General features: G+C 69.5%; 19 protein-coding genes and 1 riboswitch. Of the genes, 10 read left to right on the forward strand and 9 right to left on the reverse strand.

Annotation, left to right across the window (positions count from 1 at the left end; all coding sequences use genetic code 11):
* The first annotated feature begins 30 nt into the window (after positions 1 to 30).
* Positions 31 to 253, forward strand: a riboswitch (cobalamin riboswitch).
* A gap of 141 nt (positions 254 to 394) precedes the next feature.
* A complete protein-coding gene (locus GSE44_RS12120; protein ID WP_159349082.1) occupies positions 395 to 2,356 on the forward strand; it encodes a TonB-dependent receptor domain-containing protein in 1,962 nt (653 codons plus the stop codon).
* Between the two features lie 159 nt (positions 2,357 to 2,515).
* Here GSE44_RS12120 and GSE44_RS12125 read toward each other — a convergent pair whose 3' ends face one another.
* Entirely contained in the window at positions 2,516 to 3,643 is a 1,128-nt protein-coding gene (locus GSE44_RS12125; RefSeq protein ID WP_159349083.1) for a M20 family metallopeptidase, read from the reverse strand.
* A 170-nt stretch (positions 3,644 to 3,813) separates the two neighbouring features.
* On the opposite strand from GSE44_RS12125, the gene GSE44_RS12130 reads away from it, so the two are divergent.
* The 6 genes from GSE44_RS12130 to GSE44_RS12155 all read left to right on the forward strand — a co-directional run bounded on the left by GSE44_RS12130 (position 3,814) and on the right by GSE44_RS12155 (position 8,622).
* Positions 3,814 to 4,914, forward strand: a complete 1,101-nt coding sequence (locus tag GSE44_RS12130) for a methyl-accepting chemotaxis protein (RefSeq protein WP_159349084.1) — start codon at positions 3,814 to 3,816, stop codon at positions 4,912 to 4,914.
* 111 nt (positions 4,915 to 5,025) lie between these two features.
* The gene (locus GSE44_RS12135; RefSeq protein WP_159349085.1) at positions 5,026 to 5,472 is read left to right on the forward strand and encodes a MaoC family dehydratase; all 447 of its coding nucleotides are present in this window, start codon (positions 5,026 to 5,028) and stop codon (positions 5,470 to 5,472) included.
* Positions 5,473 to 5,512: 40 nt separating this feature from the next.
* Entirely contained in the window at positions 5,513 to 6,097 is a 585-nt protein-coding gene (locus tag GSE44_RS12140; RefSeq protein WP_159349086.1) for an LOG family protein, read from the forward strand.
* A gap of 10 nt (positions 6,098 to 6,107) precedes the next feature.
* Positions 6,108 to 7,055, forward strand: a complete 948-nt coding sequence (locus GSE44_RS12145) for a bifunctional riboflavin kinase/FAD synthetase (RefSeq protein ID WP_159349087.1) — start codon at positions 6,108 to 6,110, stop codon at positions 7,053 to 7,055.
* A 165-nt stretch (positions 7,056 to 7,220) separates the two neighbouring features.
* Positions 7,221 to 7,724 carry a MarR family winged helix-turn-helix transcriptional regulator gene (locus GSE44_RS12150; protein WP_159349088.1) on the forward strand — a complete coding sequence of 168 codons (504 nt, stop codon included), beginning with the start codon at positions 7,221 to 7,223 and terminating at the stop codon, positions 7,722 to 7,724.
* Positions 7,711 to 8,622, forward strand: a complete 912-nt coding sequence (locus tag GSE44_RS12155; protein WP_159349089.1) for an MFS transporter — start codon at positions 7,711 to 7,713, stop codon at positions 8,620 to 8,622. The genes GSE44_RS12150 and GSE44_RS12155 overlap by 14 nt, the downstream gene beginning before the upstream one ends.
* A gap of 63 nt (positions 8,623 to 8,685) precedes the next feature.
* On the opposite strand, the gene istB is transcribed toward GSE44_RS12155, so the two are convergent.
* A complete protein-coding gene (gene istB / locus GSE44_RS12160) occupies positions 8,686 to 9,432 on the reverse strand; it encodes an IS21-like element helper ATPase IstB (RefSeq protein ID WP_159349090.1) in 747 nt (248 codons plus the stop codon).
* A gap of 13 nt (positions 9,433 to 9,445) precedes the next feature.
* A complete protein-coding gene (gene istA, locus GSE44_RS12165; RefSeq protein ID WP_159349091.1) occupies positions 9,446 to 10,975 on the reverse strand; it encodes an IS21 family transposase in 1,530 nt (509 codons plus the stop codon).
* A gap of 196 nt (positions 10,976 to 11,171) precedes the next feature.
* On the opposite strand from istA, the gene GSE44_RS12170 reads away from it, so the two are divergent.
* Together GSE44_RS12170 and GSE44_RS12175 are read left to right on the forward strand one after the other, a co-directional pair.
* Complete coding sequence (locus tag GSE44_RS12170) at positions 11,172 to 11,978, forward strand: hypothetical protein (RefSeq protein ID WP_201306049.1); 807 nt, start codon at positions 11,172 to 11,174, stop codon at positions 11,976 to 11,978.
* 17 nt (positions 11,979 to 11,995) lie between these two features.
* Positions 11,996 to 13,096 carry an HlyD family secretion protein gene (locus GSE44_RS12175; protein ID WP_159349092.1) on the forward strand — a complete coding sequence of 367 codons (1,101 nt, stop codon included), beginning with the start codon at positions 11,996 to 11,998 and terminating at the stop codon, positions 13,094 to 13,096.
* A gap of 15 nt (positions 13,097 to 13,111) precedes the next feature.
* On the opposite strand, the gene rsmD is transcribed toward GSE44_RS12175, so the two are convergent.
* From rsmD to GSE44_RS12190, 3 genes are all read right to left on the reverse strand, one after another.
* Entirely contained in the window at positions 13,112 to 13,687 is a 576-nt protein-coding gene (gene rsmD / locus GSE44_RS12180; protein WP_159349093.1) for a 16S rRNA (guanine(966)-N(2))-methyltransferase RsmD, read from the reverse strand.
* A gap of 82 nt (positions 13,688 to 13,769) precedes the next feature.
* On the reverse strand, positions 13,770 to 14,657 hold the full coding sequence (locus GSE44_RS12185) for a pseudouridine synthase (protein WP_159349094.1): 888 nt from the start codon (positions 14,655 to 14,657) through the stop codon (positions 13,770 to 13,772).
* Positions 14,654 to 15,394 (reverse strand): gamma-glutamyl-gamma-aminobutyrate hydrolase family protein, encoded by a 741-nt coding sequence (locus GSE44_RS12190; RefSeq protein ID WP_159349095.1) that lies wholly within the window; start codon positions 15,392 to 15,394, stop codon positions 14,654 to 14,656. The genes GSE44_RS12185 and GSE44_RS12190 overlap by 4 nt, the downstream gene beginning before the upstream one ends.
* 68 nt (positions 15,395 to 15,462) lie before the next feature.
* Between GSE44_RS12190 and GSE44_RS12195 the strand changes: the two genes are divergently transcribed.
* On the forward strand, positions 15,463 to 15,912 hold the full coding sequence (locus tag GSE44_RS12195; RefSeq protein ID WP_159349096.1) for a nucleoside deaminase: 450 nt from the start codon (positions 15,463 to 15,465) through the stop codon (positions 15,910 to 15,912).
* Between the two features lie 462 nt (positions 15,913 to 16,374).
* Here the strand turns inward: GSE44_RS12195 and GSE44_RS12200 are convergent, their stop codons facing one another.
* From GSE44_RS12200 to rfaD, 3 genes are all read right to left on the reverse strand, one after another.
* On the reverse strand, positions 16,375 to 16,821 hold the full coding sequence (locus GSE44_RS12200; RefSeq protein ID WP_159349097.1) for a hypothetical protein: 447 nt from the start codon (positions 16,819 to 16,821) through the stop codon (positions 16,375 to 16,377).
* A gap of 164 nt (positions 16,822 to 16,985) precedes the next feature.
* Positions 16,986 to 17,294: a hypothetical protein gene (locus GSE44_RS12205; RefSeq protein WP_159349098.1), complete on the reverse strand. Its 309-nt coding sequence runs from the start codon at positions 17,292 to 17,294 to the stop codon at positions 16,986 to 16,988.
* A gap of 201 nt (positions 17,295 to 17,495) precedes the next feature.
* Positions 17,496 to 18,479 (reverse strand): ADP-glyceromanno-heptose 6-epimerase, encoded by a 984-nt coding sequence (rfaD, locus tag GSE44_RS12210; RefSeq protein ID WP_159349099.1) that lies wholly within the window; start codon positions 18,477 to 18,479, stop codon positions 17,496 to 17,498.
* Positions 18,480 to 18,523: the final 44 nt, after the last annotated feature.

The following is an 18,523-nucleotide window of genomic DNA, read 5'->3' on the forward strand; positions in this document are numbered from 1 at the left end:
AACCCTCGCGACCCGGCCCACCCTGCGTTACACGCCACGCCATGCGCCGGTGGCCCGCAAGGGCTGAAACGGGAATGCGCGACGTGCTGCCATGCGGCACCCATCCGCAGCTGCCCTCGCAACTGTAGGCGGCCGATCCGGCCCCCAACGCCATTGTGGCTGCCCTCATCTGGAAAGGGGCCATGAGAAGGCGGGGGCCCATCCCGAAAGGGCGGCCGCGAGCCAGGAGACCGGCCGGCGCAGAGCTGTCTCGCGCGTGCCGGGCGAGGTGCACCGGCGCAACGGACCTTGGACAGGGGGCGACACGCCCCTTCCGCAGGCGAGAACCGCGTCCACCCGCCGCGCACCACATCCGGCGCGCGGCCGATCGAGACCGCTCCGCCGGGGATATCCGATGCGACGCCTTCTTCTTTCCTTCACCGCCCTCGCACCCGCCGCCCTCGCCCAGCCCACGCCGCCCGTCACCCAGCCCAGCGCGGCCGTGTCGGAGACGGTCGTCACCGCCACCCGCGTGCCCACGCCCATCGAGCGCGTGCCCGCCGGCGTCACGGTGATCGACCGCCAGACCATCGAGGAACGCGGCTACCAGACCCTCGGCGAGGCCCTGGCGACGGTGCCCGGCCTCTCCCTCCTGCAGTCCGGCGGCATAGGCCAGCCCTCCAGCGCCTTCATCCGCGGCACCGCCTCCCGCCACGCGCTGGTGCTGCTGGACGGCGTGCCGATCAACGACGCCGCCGAGCCCAATGGCGCCTTCAACTTCGGCAATGAGCTGCTGGGGCTGGACGTGGAGCGGATCGAGGTGCTGCGCGGCCCCGCCTCCTCCCTCTATGGCTCCGGTGCCATCGGCGGAGTGGTGAACATCGTCACCCGCCGGGCACCGAAGGATCGCAGCTTCGCACCCTATGGCGAGCTCGCGGGCGGCAGCAACCGGACGCTGCGCGGCGGCGGCGGCATCGCCGGCACGGTGGGCGAGTTCGACTACCTGCTTTCTCTCCGCAGCCTCTCCACCCGCGGCACGGACGCCACTCCCTCGCGCTTCACCCGCGACACCGGGGAACGCGACGGCTTCCGCAGCACTGGCGCCACCGTCCGCCTCGGCTGGACTCCGAGCGAGCGCTTCCGGCTCGAAGGCCTGGCCAACTGGCGTGAGAACCATGGCGGGCTGGACGACGTGCCGAATGACGACCCGAACTACTCCTTCGAGGATCGCCGCTACACCGGCCAGATCCGTGCCGAAGCCCGCCCCCTCAACGCCTGGACGACGGGCTTCCGCATCGCCCGCACGGTGGACCGCCGCCGCTACAGCAACCTCGCCGACAGTCTCTCCCTCTCCACCACCGATGATCTCTATCGTGGCGAGCGCACGGTCTTCGACTGGGGCAACCAGCTCCGCCTGCCCGATGCCGGCCTGATCGACCAGAGCCAGCTGTCCTTCGGCGTGACCCATGAGCGCGAGGAGGTCCGCCAGGCCTCCGGCGACGCCTTCTTCCGCACCACCACCAATGCCGATGCCGGCAGCACCGGGGCGCAGGCCGGATACCAGCTGCGGCTGTTCCGGCGCCTTGATCTCTCCGCCGGCATCCGCAACGACGATGCCGAGGATTACGGCACCCACACCACCTATCGCCTCGGCGCCGTGCTGGCAGTGCCGGAGATCGGCGCGCGCCTGCGCACCGCCTATGGCACCGCCTTCAAGGCGCCCTCGCTCTACCAACGCTACGGACGCATTGGGGACTTCTTCCAGGGCAATCCGGATCTCCGCCCTGAAATCTCCGCCGGCTGGGAGGCGGGGGCCGAGTTCGACATTCGGCTGGCAGGGCAAAAGGACTTCGCGACTCTCGGTGCCACCTATTTCGACAACCGCATCCGCGACCTGATCAACTACGACGCCTCCTTCACCTCGCTGGAGAACATCGACCGCGCGCGCATCATGGGCGCCGAGTTCACCGCTACCCTGCGCCCCGCACGCTGGCTCACGGTGAACGCCGCCTACACCATCACCGACGCACGCGATGCGCGCAGCGGCGAGCGCTTGGCCCGTCGTCCCGAGCAGCAGCTGGCCATCAACGCCAGCCTCCGCCCGATGGAGAACGTGACCATCGCGCCGGAGGTGATCCTGTTCGGCCGCTCGCGCGAAGGCGCCTTCGCTTCCTACCGCGACGACGGCAGCGCCTACATGGCCGCGCGGGACAACAAGGCCGGTGCCGTCTTCAACCTGACGGCAACCTGGCAGGTGACGGAGCCGGTGGCTCTCTTCGCGGAAGGCCGGAACCTGACCGACAGCGACTTCGAGCCGGTGAACGGCTTCGCCATCCCCGGGCGGACGGTGCTGGTGGGGACGCGGTTCCGGTTCTGACGGCGCCGTTGGCCCCGGAGGCCCTGCCTCCGGACCTCCGCTGGGGTGGCAGCGGCCACCCCGGACCCCGCGTCCAATTATCAGGGGATAGGGGCGGACAAGGCGGCGCCGCAGGCAGCCGCCAAACCGATTGCAGGTCCAGGGGCAAAGCCCCTGGCGTCACAGCGTCTCCAGCAGCCCCGCGATCACCTGCCCCCGAGGCGCCAGGTCCCGCCACAGGATATGCTCGAAGGGCGCATGCGCGCCGGCGCCGGTGCAGCCGAGGCCATCCAGCGTCGGGATGCCCAGGGCAGCGGTGAAGTTGCCATCCGACCCGCCGCCGCGATGCTGCTTCGGCAGTTCGTAGCCGGCCTCGCGCGCCAGCGCCCGCGCACGCTCGTAGAGGTTCAGGATATCTGCGTTCTCGGCGAAGGGTGGGCGGTTCATCCCGCCCTCGGCGGTGATGGTGATGCCGTCCTGGGTGCCGGCCAGGCCCAGGATCGCCTGTTCGAGCCGCTCGCCATCCGCCTCGGTGGCCACGCGCAGGTCGATCTCGCAGCCGGCCTCGGGCGGGATCACGTTGGGGCGGGTGCCGCCCCAGACCGGAGCCACGTTGGTGGTGGTGCCACCGGCCAGGTCGACCATGCCATGGACCTTCTGGATCAGCCCGGCCAGCGCCACCACGGCACTGCGCCCTTCGGACCAGTTGCCGCCGGCATGGGCCGAGACGCCCTGGATCTTCACCACGAAGCGACCCACGCCCTTGCGGGCGGTCACGCAGCTGCCGTTGGGGCCGCCGGCCGGCTCAGGGATCAGCACGGCGCGGGCGCCGCGGGCCTCCTCCTCGATCAGCGCGCGGGAGGTGGGGCTGCCCACCTCCTCATCCGGGGTCAGCAACAGGGTGATGGGGCTCTTCGTCGCCACCTTCTGGCGCAGGATTTCGCGCACGGCGTTGAAGGCCAGGAATGACCCAGCCTTCATGTCGTAGATGCCGGGACCGAAGGCCTTCTCGCCCTCCACCTTCCAGGGCATCGAAGTGTCGAGCGTCTTATGGTCCCACACCGTGTCCAGGTGGCCGGCGATCACCACGGGCTTGCCTGTGCCTGGGGTGCGGGCAACCAGGTTGTCGCCATAGCCGTCGCGCCCGGAAATGCGGGTGATGGCGGCGCCCACCTCGCGCAACCCGGCCTCGGCCTTGTCCATCAGCCCGTTCACCGCCTTCGGATCGGTGGTCGGGGTCTCATGCAGCACCCAACCGCGCAGCTCCTCCAACAGGGCCTCGCTGGTACCGACCTGGGTAACTGGCATGGGCAGACGTCCTTTTTCCTTGGCGCCACCGGGTTCTCGCGCCAGGGCGGGGGGCTTGTCCATGCCCCGAAGTCGGCGGCGTTCCTACGCACCCGGGGACCCCGGGCACCATCTTCAGCAGGCATTCAGACTCGCGCGGCATACTAGGCCGGCAAGGCTGGAGAAGTGGGATGGACGGCGGCTCCTTCGGTACCATGAGCACCGCCGACCTGTCGGCACGAACGCCGTCTGGCCTCCCAGCCGCGACGCCGGAACGCGTGGTCGAGCTGGCCGAGACGGCTGCCACCCTGGCCGCGGCGAAGGCCCGCGCTATCCAGGCCATCACCGGCCAGACCCGCATCCTGGCGCTGAACGCGACGATCGAGGCCGCGCGGGCCGGCGAGCTGGGCCGCGGCTTCGCCGTGGTGGCTGGGGAGGTGAAGGCCGTCTCCGCCGAGGTGGCACGGCTGGCGGCTGAGATGGAAACCGAGCTGCGTGGCGCGCTGGAGGAGTTGCGGAATCTCGGCACGCGCATGGCCGCGGAGGTCCGCGGCCAGCGCCTGACCGATCTCTGCCTCAATGCCATCGAGATCATCGACCGCAACCTCTACGAGCGCACCTGCGACGTGCGCTGGTGGGCCACTGATTCCGCCATGGTCGATTGCTGCACCAGCCCGGACGCCGCCCGGGTGGCGGAGGCGGAATCGCGGCTGGGCGTGATCCTCTCGGCCTATACGGTCTATCTCGATCTCTGGATCGCTTCTCCGGAGGGCCGGATCCTCGCGCATGGGCGCCCGGGTCGGTATCTGGGCCTGCGCGGCCTCGACGTCTCGGGCGAGCACTGGTTCCGCGAGGCGCTAAAATCCGCCAGCGGCGACGATTTTGCCGTGGCCGATGTCACGCGCTGCGCCGCCCTGGGCGGCGCGCCGGTCGCCACCGATGCCGCGGCCGTTCGCGAGGGCGGGCAGGCCAACGGGCGGCCGGTCGGCGTGCTGGGCATTCATTTCGACTGGGAGCCACAGGCACGGGCGGTGGTGGATGGCGTGCGCCTCTCGCCTGAGGAGGCCGCGCGCTCCCGCATGCTGCTGCTGGATGCCCGCGGCCGGATACTGGCCTCCTCGGATGGCAGGGGCGAGCTGGAGGAGAACCTGGCGCTCGACCGCCGGTGCGCCGTAAGCGGCGTAAGGGCCCAGGGCGGGGGGCTGATCGCCTTCCATGTGACCCCTGGCTACGAGACCTATCGCGGCCTGGACTGGTCCGGCGTGCTTCTCCAGGCTCCGCCGGGGAGGTGAGGCGGAAGGCCGGGGCGGGAATGGCCGCCAGGCCGCCTTGCGCGGGGGGCAGGGCGTGCGAAGCTGGCGGCAACTGGGCTCCGCTGGCGCGCCGGGGGAAGGGGAACCGGAATGGACGGGCTAAGCTTCGAGGACCTATCGCTGGGCCAGTCCGCCCGCTTCGCCAAGACCATCACGGAATCCGATATCCTCCTCTTCGCCGCCGTCTCCGGCGACAACAACCCGGTCCATCTGGATGCCGAGGCTGCCGCGTCCTCCTTTTTCGGGGAGCGGGTGGCGCATGGGATGCTCACCGCCTCCCTCATCTCCGGCCTGCTGGGCACCAAATTGCCGGGGCCGGGGGCGGTCTATGTATCCCAGACCCTGCATTTCCGCGCCCCGGTCCGCATCGGCCAGACCGTCGCCGCCACAGCCGCGGTGACGGCCCTGGACCCTGATCGCCGCCGGGCCACCCTCCGCACCTGCTGCACGGTCGCCGGAGTCGTGGTGCTGGAGGGTGAAGCCGTCGTGATGCTTCCTCCCCTCCATGCCAGAACCGAGCCCGTCCCGGCTGGATAGTGCCATGCCGCGGTGCCACATTCGGTCCATGAACACTGAAATGAAGAAGGTCTGTGTCTTCTGCGGCGCAAACCCTGGGACCAACCCCGCCTATGCCGAAGCCGCCCGCGCCCTGGGTCACGCCATCGCCGCCCGCGGCCTTGGACTGGTCTATGGCGGCGGCAAGGTCGGGCTGATGGGGGTGGTGGCCGATGCGGCGCTGGAAGCCGGCGCCGAGGTCGATGGGGTGATCCCCGAGCATCTGGTGCAGCGCGAGCTGGGCCATGGCTCGGTGACCCGCCTGCACATCGTCGATTCCATGCATGAACGGAAGGCGCTTATGGCCAAGCTTTCCGATGGCTTCGTGGTGCTGCCCGGCGGCTTCGGCACGCTGGAGGAGGCCTTCGAGGTCCTCACCTGGTCGCAGCTTGGCCTGCACAAGAAGGGCACGGTCTTCCTGGACGTGAACGGCTACTGGTCCCGGCTGAACGACATGCTGGATTCCATGGTGACCGAGGGCTTCGTGAAGCCCGAGCACCGGATGCTCTCGATGACGGCCGTGATGCCCGAGCAGTCCCTGGACATGCTCGCCGCCTTCCGTCCGCCGGCGCTGACGCGCTGGATCGAGCGCGTCGCCCAGGCCTGATCTTCCATCCATGGCCTTTCAGCTCTGGACCGACTGGCACGCCCTGCCAGAGGCAGCCCGCGGCGGCACCGTCGCGCTGGGCAACCTGGATGGGGTGCATCGCGGCCATCGCGCCGTCCTGGCCGCCGCCCATGCCGGTCGCCCGGACCTACCCCTGGCCGCACTGACCTTCGAGCCGCATCCGCGCGAGCATTTCCGCCCGCAGGACCCTCCCTTCCGCCTGACCCTGCTGCCTGCCAAGGCCGCCGCCCTGGCCGCCGCCGGCTGCGTTCATGTCCACGCCATCCCCTTCGATGCCGCCCTGGCCGCCATGGAGGCCGAGCAGTTCTGCGACACCGTGCTGCTCCGCGCCCTGGGCGCGAAGCATCTGGCCTGCGGGGCGGATTTCGCCTTCGGCCACCGCCGCGGCGGCGATGTGGACTTCCTCGCCCGCTGGGCGGAGGCGCGCGGGATCGGCCTTTCGGTCGTGCCGCATCTCTCGGATGCCGCCGGGCCGATCAGCAGCACCCGCATCCGCCGTGCGCTGCAGGATGGCTATCCGGAGCGCGCCGCCGTCCTGCTCGGCCGCGACTGGGAGGTGCGGGGCGAGGTCTTCCATGGGGACCGGTTGGGCCGCGAGCTGGGCTGGCCGACGGCCAATATCTGGTTGGGCCGGCATTTGGAGCCGGCACGCGGCGTCTATGCCGTCTTCGCCGCGCTACCGGACGGTTCGGTGGTGCCCGGGGTGGCGAATGTCGGCCGACGCCCGACTCTCGGAGGTGATCCGGAGACGCGACTGGAGACCCATCTTTTCGACTGGTCAGGCGATCTCTATGGCCAGGAGATTGGCGTGCGCCTGCACCATTTCCTGCGCGAGGACGCGGTCTTCGACGGGCTTGATGCGCTGAAGGCCGCGATCGCGGCCGATGCGGCGCATGCGCGCGAAATCCTGGCCAAGGCGGCGCCGCAGCGCCTCTGAGGCGCCTGTCGAGGACACGCCCGTCGGCCCGGTCCGAACCCACACTCGACCCGCGCATTTCTTAGGGGTCTGACCCGTTAGGCACGGGGCGGACGCATCTTGTCCCATTTCCCAGGGGGATCTAACTAGGGAGCACATAATTAGCACCCTATCGTTTAGGCACCCATGGTTTCCTCTTCCTCCCCGGTGCGCGCCGGCTTCCTCGCCGAGCTTTCGGTTGCAGGCCGGAAGGTGCGCACCCTCTTCGATGCCGCCATCCGCACCCGGGGTCTGACCCTGGCCCGTGCCCGGCTGCTCCTGCACATCTCGCGGAACAGCGCCGTGAACCAGGCGGAGCTGGCGGCGGTGCTGGACCTTGAGCAGCCCACCCTCGTCCGCCTGCTCGACGGGCTGGAGGAGCGCGGGCTGATCCGCCGCTGCGCCGTCGACGGCGACCGGCGCGCCAAGCAGGTCGCGCTCACCGACAAGGCGCGGGCCGAAGTGGTCGAGCTGGAGCGCATCTCCGGGCTGATGCAGCACGCCGTGCTGCGCGACATCGCGGAGGAGGATCTCGAGGTGGCCAGCCGCGTGCTGGGCAGCCTCATCCGGAGCATCGAGGGGCAATCCGCCGCCACCCTGCTGGATGCAGGCAGCGACGAAGCCGGGACGAGCGACAATGTCCGGCGCTGACACTACGGCCGCCACGCCGCCCCCTCCCCCGCCTGCGCCGGCCACGGTTCCGCTCCGGCGCATGATCGCCTGCATCGCGGCGTCGATCCTGCTGTGGACGACGCAGGGCCTGGGCATGAACCTGATCGCGGCGAACACAAGCCAGATCCAGGGCGCGCTCGGCGCTACCCTGACGGAGACGAGTTGGTTGATCGCCGCCTATATGGCGCCGAATGTCAGCTTGACGATCCTGTTGGTGAAGATCCGGACCCAGTTCGGCCTCCGCCTCTTCGCTGAGGTCGGCATCGCCGTCTTCGTCCTTGCCTCGACGCTTCACCTCTTTGTCTTCGACCTGCAATCGGCCGTGGCGGTGCGCTTCGTGGCGGGCTGCGCCGCATCCCCCATCTCGACCCTTGGCTTCCTCTATATGCTCGACGCCTTCCCGCAGGCGAAGAAGCTAACCTGGGGCGTCTCCCTCGCCCTCACGCTGAACACCATGATGCCTGTGGTCGCGCGGCTCATCTCGCCCTACCTGCTCGATATCGAGCCCTGGCGCGGCCTGCTCATACTGGAGGCCGGACTCGCCCTCTCCTCGCTGACCTTTGTCTATCTGCTGCCCCTGACACCGGTGCCACGCGCCAAGGTGCTGCACTGGCTCGACTTCGTCAGCTATCCGCTCCTTGCCATCGGCTTCGGGGGGCTGGCCGTCACCATGTCGCTCGGCCGGTACTATTGGTGGTTCGAAGCGGACTGGATCGGGATCCTGCTTGCGCTCTCCATCCTCTGCATTGCGCTTGCCGCCGCCATCGAAGTGAACCGTGACGCGCCGATGCTGTGGATTCCGACGATGTCGGCCGCCTGTTCCGAGGCGAAGTCGGCCACGTATTCCGACGTCATGTCGGCCGGCCATTCCGATTGATGTCGGCCGGGTGGCTGCTCGTCTGCGGGCGGGTGGTTGTCTCCATCGGGTAGGCGGTTCAGGTCAAGCGTCCGGTGTTGTCGGTGCAGCCCGCCTCCGGCGCAGGCTGTCGCCGCGCAGCTGGATGCGGTGGGCGTTGTGGACCAGGCGGTCGAGGATGGCGTCGGCGAGCGTTGGATCGCCGATCAGGTCATGCCATCGGTCTACCGGGACCTGGCTGGTGACCAGGGTGGCGCCGCGGCCATAACGCTCCTCCAGGAGCTCCAGCAGGTCACGTCGCTGCTCCGGGCCGAGCGGCTCGAGGCCCCAGTCGTCGAGGATCAGGAGCTTCACGGCGCCGAGGGTGCGCATCAGCCGGGCGTGCCGGCCATCGCCGCGGGCCAGGCCAAGGTCGGCGAACAGCCGCGGCACGCGCTGGTAGAGCACCGAGTGATTGTCGCGGCATGCCTTCTGACCGAGGGCACAGGCTAGCCAGGACTTCCCGACGCCGGTCGGGCCCTCGATGATGAGGTTCTCCCGCGCCTCGATCCAGCCGCCGAGCGCCAGCTTCTGGAACAGGGCGCGGTCGAGGCCGCGGCTGGTTCGCCAGTCGATGTCCTCGACACTGGCCTGGTGGCGCAGCTTGGCGAACCGTAGCCGGGCCTTGAGCCGGCGGTCGTGCCGCTCGGCGATCTCGCGGTCGAGCAGCAGCCCGAGCCATTCGGCAGGGGCAAGGTCGCCGCCGCTGCGGCTCTGCAGGTCCTCAAAAGCCCGCGCCATACCCGCAAGGCCGAGCTGGCGCAGTTGGTCGAGGGTGGGATGGGTCAGCATGATCTGTCTCCTCTCAATGGTAGTAGCCGGAGCCACGGATGTTCGGGTGCAGCAGCGGAAGCTCGTCCTCCTCCCGCGTCCGGCGCGGCGCTGGCTGGCGGTCGAGGCCGTGCTGCAGGATGGATTGGATGGAGCCGTAGGAGCGGGCGCCGATCTCTAAGCCCCGCGTGCACGCCGCCTCCAGCCGATCCCGCCCATAGGTCCGCAGCAGCCGCAGGATGCCGAGGCAGGCGCGGAACCCCTGCTCGGGATGCGGTCGGCTTTCGAGAATGATTGCCGTCAGCGCGGTAGTGGACGGGCCGATGGCGACGGCCTCGCGCCCGATCCGCTCGATGGTCCACTCGGCATAGCGCCGGTGTGCCTGCGGCATGTGCTCGGCCAGGGTGGTGTGCCGGCCGCGCAGCCCGCCACGGACATGGACCGCGACGCGCTCGCCCTTGTGGAACAGCTCCACCGTCCGGGCCGTCAGCCTTGCCTCGACCTGCTGGCGCAGCAGCCGGTGCGGCGCCGAGTAGTAATGGCCCTCGACATCGACATGGTAGTCGAGCCCGACCCGGCGGATCCTCCACTCGGCGTGGACGAAGGGTTCCGCCGGCAGCGTTGCCAGTGCCGGACGGTCCAGCTCCTCGAACAGCTGCCGGCGGCTGACACCCAGACGGCGCATGGGCCGGGTGTTCAGGTCGGCGAGCAGCGCGGCGACCGCCGCGTTCAGCGCCGCCAGCGAGCCGAACCGCTGGTGACGGAGCCGCGCCAGGATCCAGCGCTCCACCACCAGCACGCCGGCCTCGACCTTGGCCTTGTCCCGCGGCCGCCGGACCCGCGCCGGCAGGATGGCAGTGCCGTAGTGGGCGGCGAGATCGCGGTAGGTCGGGTTGAGGCCGGGCTCGTACCAGTTGGCCCGTAAGACGCCGCTGCGCAGGTTGTCGGGCACGATCTGCCGCGGCACGCCGTCCAGGAATTCCAGCGCCCGGACATGGGCACCGATCCAGTCCGGCAGCGTCTGGGTCCAGACCGCCTCGGCATAGGTGTAGCTTGAGGCCCCCAGCACCGCGACGAACACCTGCGCCGTGCGCACCTCACCGGTGGCAGGGTCGATCACCTCCACCGCCTGCCCGGCGAAGTCGACGAACAGCCGCTCCCCCGCCGGGTGCACCTGCCGCATCGTCGGCGACAGCCGGCCCTCCCAGCCCCGGTAGAGCTCGCACCAGCGGCTGTACTGATATCCATCCGGCTGCGCCTGCCGGTACTCGTCCCACAGCAGCATCAGCGTGACGCCCGGACGCCGCAACTCCCGGTGCACCTCGGCCCAGTCGGGCTCGGCCTTGCGCCGCTGGCCCGCCGGCGCGCCAGGCCCGGCAAACAGCAGCGCCTCCAAGGCCCCGTCCGTCAGCGTCTCCGGCAAAGGCCAGGTCAGCCCTGCGGCCGCCACCCGGTCCAGGCACAGCCGTACCGTGCTGCGCGCCACACCCACCGAGTGCGCAACCGCCCGGTCGGAGGCGCCCGCCTCGTACTTCAGCCGCAGGATCTCTCGCACGCGTCGCATCGACACTCTCTCGGCCGGCATCCAGCTCCCTCCTCGCGCCCATCGCGAAAGGGAACCGGGCCCCGCCCGGCGGTCGAGCAACCACCCACCCCCGACAGGGTGGCCGACTTCAAATCGGAATGGCCGACTTCATCCCGGAATCACCGGCCGACTTCAAATTGGAACCGGTGGCCGACTTCCGTCGGAATCCGCACCGATGCTGAACATCCAGTGGCTGACGAGCCGCGAGATCGTCCACTTCGCCGCCATTATGCTGGTCTTCCGCCTCGCGCTTTCGGAGCAGAGCGCGGGTGCCATCGGCCTGTTCCAGACGCTTGGCCTGCTCAACGAACAAAGCCAGGAACTCTACCTCGTGATGTTGGCGGCCTCCATCGCCGGCGGCATCACCTGCGCACTGGTCCTGAAGCCAGACCGCGTGCCCGCCATCCATGCCATGGCACTGGTCTGCATCGCGACCGGCGCCTTTATGGATAGCCATGCGACCAACCTGACGCGCCCCTCGAACATGTATCTGAGCCAGGCGCTGATCGCCTTCGGCGGCATGCTCTTCCTGCCGCCGGCGCTGCTGGTCGGGATGACGAGGACGCTGCAGCGGGGGCCGACCTTTCTGACAAGCTTCTTCGCCGTGTTCCTGTTCACGCAGAGTCTCGGTGGCCTCATGGGATCGGCGCTTTTCGGCACTTTCGTGACGTGGCGGGAGAAGTTTCACTCGAGCCATCTGGTCGAGCACCTCACCCTCACCGATCCGGCCGTCGCAGGGCGGATCCGCCAGCTCGCCACAAGCTATGGCCGGGTCATCACCGACCTCCAACTCCTCAATGCCGAGGGCGCGGCGCTGCTCGCGCAGCAGGCGACGCGTGAGGCAAATGTCCTGGCCTATAACGACGCCTTCCTGATGATCACCGCGCTCGCCACCGTCGCGCTGATCGCCCTCATTCTCCATGCCCTCTACGGCAGGCTCCGGTTGCGGCTCGCCGCACCACAGCCCGCCGCGGCCAACTGATCCCAGACCACAGGCCCATGAAAAAGATCCTTCAGATTACCCGCGCCGGACTGATCGTCCTCGCCGGTGTCGCGGGTGCGCTGCTCGTCCTCTACGCCTGGCGCCTGCCGCCCTTCCGCACATCCGTGGAGGTCACCGAGAACGCCTATGTCCGCGGACAGGTGACCATCATCGCCCCGCAGCTCGCCGGCTACATCACCGAGGTGCCGGTGCAGGACTTCCAGCAGGTCCGCACCGGCGACCTGCTCGCCCGCATCGATGACCGCATCTTCCAGCAGCGGCTCCGCCAGGCGCAGGCGACGCTCGCCATCCAGCAGGCGAATCTGGGGAATGCCGATCAGACCCAGCGCTCCGCCCAGGCTCGGATCGAGGCGGGCCAGGCCCAGGTGGCCGGAACGCGGACCGCGCTCGAGACGGCTGAGGCGAATGCCCACCGCACCGAATCCCTGGTCGCGAGCGGCATCTCCACCCGCAGCGCGGCGGACCAGACCCGCGCCGCCCTTGCGCAGGCGCAGGCGGCCTTCCACCAGGCGGAGTCCACCCTCCAGGTGGCACGGCAGGAGCTGCAGACGGTGCTGGTGAACCGCCACTCCCTGGAAGCCGCCGTCGAGAATGCCGAGGCTGCCGTCCGACTTGCCGAGATCGACCTGCAGAACACGCGCATCGTCGCACCGCAGGACGGGCGGTTGGGCGAGATCGGGGTGCGTCTCGGCCAGTATGTCGCCGCGGGCAGCCAGCTCGCGGCGCTCGTGCCCGATCGGAAATGGGTGATCGCGAACTTCAAGGAGGATCAGCTCTACGGCATGCGCATTGGCCAGCCCGTCACCTTCACGGTGGATGCCTTGCAGAATGCGCGGCTGGCGGGCCGGATCGAGCGCTTCTCACCCGCCACCGGATCGGAATTCAGCGTGATCCGCCCGGACAACGCCACCGGCAACTTCACCAAGGTGGCGCAGCGCTTGCCGGTGCGGATCGCCATCAACGAGGGCCAACCGCTGGCCGGGGACCTGGCGCCGGGCATGTCGGTGGTGGTCAGCGTGGACAAGGCGGCCGGGGCTGCACGGCGGGCCGCCTCGGCCGATCCGGAGCCGCTGCGGCTCAGCGCCGCGGCGCCGTAGCGAAAGGGAGGCGGATCACGGCTGATCCGGCTCCGTGCGGGCGCGCAGCACGAGCATCCGTGCCGCGCCCTGCTCCCGTTCCGCCACAACTTCCCAGCCAGGTAGCGGCGGAACCGCCTCGTCCCGGCCAACTTCCAGGCAGGCGAGGGCGCCGGGGGCGATCCAGCCCGCCCCGCCCAGGGCCTTGAGCGCCGCCGGCCCCAGCTCCTTCCCATAGGGAGGATCGAGGAACAGCAAGCCGCAGGGCTGCTCGGCCCGGGGCGGCCGCAGCACATCGGCCGCCACCACCCGCGCCTCGTCCCCCGCCTTCAGCGCGGCGATATTCGCCCGCAGCGCGCCCAGGGCCGCGCGGTCCCGCTCCATGAACACCGCCCGCGCCGCACCGCGGGACAACGCCTCAAGCCCCAGCGCCCCGGTTCCGGCGAAGGCGTCGAGCACCACCGCGCCCTCGATCGCGCCGCGTCCGGCCCAGGGCGCGTGCCACAGCGCGTCGAACAGGCCCTGGCGCACGCGGTCCGCGGTGGGGCGCGTCTCGGCTCCAGCTGGAGCCTGAAGCGCCCGGCCCCGCCAGCGGCCTGCCACGATCCTCATGCGAGCGCCGCGGATCCGAAGGCGCTGCCTCGCCCATATCGAGGAGGGAGCCCTCGGGTAGCGGGCATACCCACCGGCGCGCTCAACCGTCCTTGCGGGGCTTGGCGCCCCAGGGCGTCAGATGCGGGTCTCCGGCCCGGCGCGCGCGGGGGGGCCGGGCACGGGTCGGCGCCGGCTCGGGCGGCGCGGCGGTGCGTTCGACTCCGCGCTGGATGCGGGGCGCGGAGCCGACGCCGAGCTGGTCCCGCATGGTCCGGGCATTCACCTCTTCCACCGCGCCAGGCGGCAGGGTGCCGAGCTGGAAGGGGCCGTAGGCCACGCGGATCAGGCGCGTCACATGTAGCTCCAGATGCTGCATGACACGGCGGATCTCGCGGTTCTTGCCTTCCTGGAGCGACACGGTGAGCCAGGCATTCGTGCCTGCACGGCTATCCAACCCGGCCTGGATGGGGCCATAGGCCACGCCATCCACCGTGATGCCCCGCGCCAGCCAGGCGAGGGCGCCTTCGTTCACCCGCCCATGCACGCGCACCCGGTAGCGGCGCAGCCAACCATTGGAGGGCAGTTCCAGCTTGCGGGCTAGGGCGCCGTCATTGGTCAGAAGCAGCAGCCCCTCGCTCGTCAGGTCCAGCCGGCCGACCGACACCAGGCGCGGGAGGCCGGCGGGCAGCTTCTCGAAGACGGTGGGGCGGCCCTGGGGGTCCTTATGCGTCGTCACCAGCCCGTCGGGCTTGTGGTAGCGGAAGAGCCGCGTCGCCTCCGGCGCGCCCACCAGGCGGCCGCTCACCGATACCGCATCGCCCGGGGAGACGAAGGTGGCCGGGGTCTCCACCTTCTGCCCGTTCAGGGTGACGACGCCCTGGGCAATCAGCTGCTCCGCATCCCGCCGGCTGGCGACGCCGGCGCGGGCAAGCCACTTCGCGATGCGTTCGCCGCGTTCAGCCTCGGAGGCCTTCTCGTCCTCGCTCATGCTGCGGCCCGATGGCGGCCGGTCTGGCTGGCCGCCTCCACGAAGGCGTCCAGGATCGCCTGGTCGCGCGCATCGACCCCGTATTCCGGGTGCCATTGGACGCCGAGGCAGAAGCGGTAGCCGGGATGCTCCAGCCCCTCCACCACCCCATCGGGCGCCCGGGCATTGACGATGGCCCCCTCCCCCGGCCGGTCCACCGCCTGATGATGGGCGGAGTTCACCGCCATGGAGGGCGCGCCGACGATATGGGAGAGCAGCGTGCCCGGCGTCAGCGCCACCTCATGCCCCGGCTCAGTGCGGGGGTTGGGCTGCTCATGCGCCAGGGCGTCCGGAATGCTGTCCGGAATGTGCTGGATGAGGGTGCCGCCCAGCGCCACGGCCAGGAGCTGCTCGCCGCCGCAGATGCCCAGCACGGGGATGTCCCGCCGCAGGGCGCCACGCAGCACGGCGATCTCGAAGGCCGTGCGGCCTTCCTTCAGCACCACCGTGTCATGGCGGGGGCCGCCGCCATAAAGGGCGGGATCCACGTCGAAGGCGCCGCCGGTGACCAGCAGGCCGTCGATGCGGTCGAGGTAGTCCTCGGCCAGGGAGGCCTCGTGCGGCAGGGCGATGGGGAGCCCACCGGCTGTCGCGACGGCGCCAAAGTAGTTCCGCCGCAGGGCGTACCAGGGCAGTTTGGAATATCCACCCGGTTCCTCGGCATCGAGGGTCAGGCCGATCAGGGGTCGTCCGGTCATGAGGGGGTTGGTAGAGCGAGCATGCCCGCCCCCACAAGCGGAGGTTGGATGCGATAGGACGATTCTGGATGGCGGATGCTTCGCCGATGGCGCTGGCGCTGGACGAAGCCCGGGCGGCGGCGGCCCGGGGGGAGGTGCCGGTGGGCGCCGTGGTGACCGATGCCACGGGCCGGGTGATCGCCCGGGCCGGGAACGAGGTGGAGGCGCGGCACGATCCCTCCGCCCATGCCGAGGTGCTGGCCATGCGTGCCGCCGCGGCTGCGCGGGGGGAGAAATGGCTGGCCGACTGCACCTTGTGGGTGACGCTGGAGCCCTGCCCGATGTGCGCCCAGGCGGCCTCCTTCTTCCGGATGCGGCGGGTGGTCTTCGGTGCCTATGACCCCAAGGGCGGCGGGGTGGAGCATGGAGCGCGGATCTACGCGGCCTCCTCCTGCCACCACGCGCCCGAGGTGGTGGGTGGGGTGCGGGAGAGCGAGGGAGGGGGGCTGCTGCGGGCGTTCTTCGCGGAGCGCCGCTAGACGGATCGGCTGTTGTGAGGCCCCCCACCGGGACCGGACCCCGCCCGCCAACGAATGTCCGCACTCAGGCGACGCAGCCCGCCTTGATCCCAAGCTCGAAGCCACATGGCAATCGGGACTCGTGAGAATCCGGTCGAAGATCCGCTCTGCGGTCTCGGTCGCAAGCATCGGACGGTCAGGGTTCAGGTGAGAGTAAAGGTCCTGGAGCGGCGCGAGGTCTGACGGGATGGTCCGGCGCAGGCTACGCATGGGAACGGGTTAGGCGCTTCCGGGCAGGGGCAGAAGGCCCGGGCGCGATGTGCCCAGGTCCTTCCCAGGCGCGATCGGGTCAGAGGAAAATGAAATCGGCCGGCTGCTGTGCCTGGAGGGCATAGACGTCGCCAAGCACCTCCGAGGGATCAACCCCGCTTGCCTGGGCCACGTCGTTCAGCCACGCAGCCGCCTGCATGGCCTCTGCCGTGTTCAGCCCCGAAAGCCCGTTCCGATGTTTTCCAGCGCATTCCCGCTGGCCTGGGCGAGTTCGCCTTGGGAAAGCAGCTCGAGGCTGTCGGCAGCCGCCAGTTGCTCGATCATCGCCAGGGTCGCGCCACCGGCGTAGAGGCTTGCCTGAGCGTCCAGCCGTCCTTGATTGACCACTTCGATGCCCCGGATCAGCGCGGCGTCCGCGGCTGCCTGCTCCGCTGTGGTGCCGGCCAGGGCCGATGCCTGGTCATGGAACAGAAATTCCTGATCGAGTGCATCGACGGGCACCGGATCGAACTGTGTCAGGTCAGGATTGGCGATGAACACGCCCTGCGAATATCCCGCCCCACCGAAGTTCCCGTAGGTCGGAAGGGGAACTCCTGAAGCGGCTGGCTGAAGCGTGGCGGGATCGACGTGGAACGGCTGATCCCAGTTGATCTGGGCCATGACATCCTCCCCGAAGGATGGCTGCCCCTGCCGGAGGCCGGGGCAGACAGCGAAGCAAGACGCGGGGAAATCGCCGCGGATTTCCCGCGGCAAAACGCACTGGGGTCAGGAATGCTTCGGCAGGGTGGCCATCAGCCCATCACGAAGGGCGACTATGGCGAGGGTCAGTGGCTCATCGCCGGAACGGCAGGATAGGGCGAGGCCACCGCTGCAATCGGGAGGAACAGCCGCTGCTTCTCCGCCTCGAGGACGGCAGCCTCGAAGCCGGCCGCAATGATCGAACGAAGCCGCATGGTTTCCACCGGGTCGGACGCATATTGCGCGGTGCTCAGCGTCTCCAGAAGGGTGCCGCGCAGCCTCTCGAGGGCTTCGAGCCTGCGGAGCTGCGATGCCCGCTGCCGGGCGAGCCCCGCCATCGCGGAGAGGAACACCTTCTTCACCAGGTTCAGGTCAAAGTGACGATCTGCGTTCACAGAAGCCTCGCGCCAGCACCTGGATCGTTCCGCGGGGATGCGGCGCATCGGGTGCTGCCGAGCCTATACACGACTTCGTGAGCGGTTGCTCACAAGATTTTTATACCCGACATGCGTGCGGAGAGGGTCTGCGTTGCAACCTTCGAAATCCTACTGCAGCTTGAAGGTCGGCCCGGCGGCCCGCCGCCTATCGGAGCAGGGCTAGCGGTACTGATCCTCCTTCACGAGGAACTCGGTCACGTACCGCCGGACCCCCTCCTCCAGCGAGGTCATTGGGGCATTGTATCCGGCGCCCCGCAGCTTCGACATTTCGGCCTCGGTCCAATACTGGTACCGGCCGCGAAGGTTCTCCGGCATCGGCACGTATTCGATGGCAGGCGGCTTACCGAGCGCGGCGAAAACCGCCTCGGCGAGATCCTTCCAGCTCCGGGCCTTTCCGGAGCCGATATTGTAAAGCCCCGGGGGCGCCGAGCCCCGCAGCAACCAGAGGATGATGTCGCAGATATCGTCCACGAAGACGAAGTCGCGCGACTGGCCGCCATCGGCGTAATCCGGGCGGTCCGAGGCGAAAAGCCGTGCCGGCTCGCCGCGCAGCGCGGTCCCGGTGATGTTGAACACGCCGCTGCGCATATGGCCCTTGTGGTATTCGTTCGGCCCATAGACGTTGAAGAACTTCAGCCCGTACCAGCGCGGCGGCACGGGCCGCCCCTGCTCCACGTCGCGCGCGACGCGCCGGTCGAAGACATGCTTGCTCCAGCCATAGAGGTTCAGCGGCTGGAGGGTGGCGAGGAAGTCGGGGCTGTCCTGGTCGAGGAAGCCGGCTTCGCCATTCCCATAGGTCGCGGCGGAGGAGGCGTAGATGAAGGGCGTGCCCGTCCTGGCGCAATGCCGCCACAGCATCAGCGAACAGGCAAAGTTGTGCTCCATCACCTCGTCGCCATCGGCGGCCGTGGTGTCCGAATTGGCGCCCAGATGGATGACGCCTTCCAGCGCCGGGGCGCCGGGCAGCCAGTCCTTCAGGGCATCGATCGGCACGAAATCCGTGAATTCATGGTTGCGCAGGTTGCGCCACTTGCCTTCGCTGCCGAGCGCATCGCAGATCACCACATCGGTGATCCCGGCCTCGTTGAGCCGGGCGAGCAGGTTCGATCCGATGAAGCCGGCTGCCCCCGTCAGCAAAATCAAGACGCGCTACTCCTGAAGGTCTCTCTGTCCCGGCCAGGCGGAAG

It is taken from the genome of Muricoccus harenae (assembly GCF_009848505.1).
Lineage (GTDB): Bacteria > Pseudomonadota > Alphaproteobacteria > Acetobacterales > Acetobacteraceae > Roseomonas > Roseomonas harenae.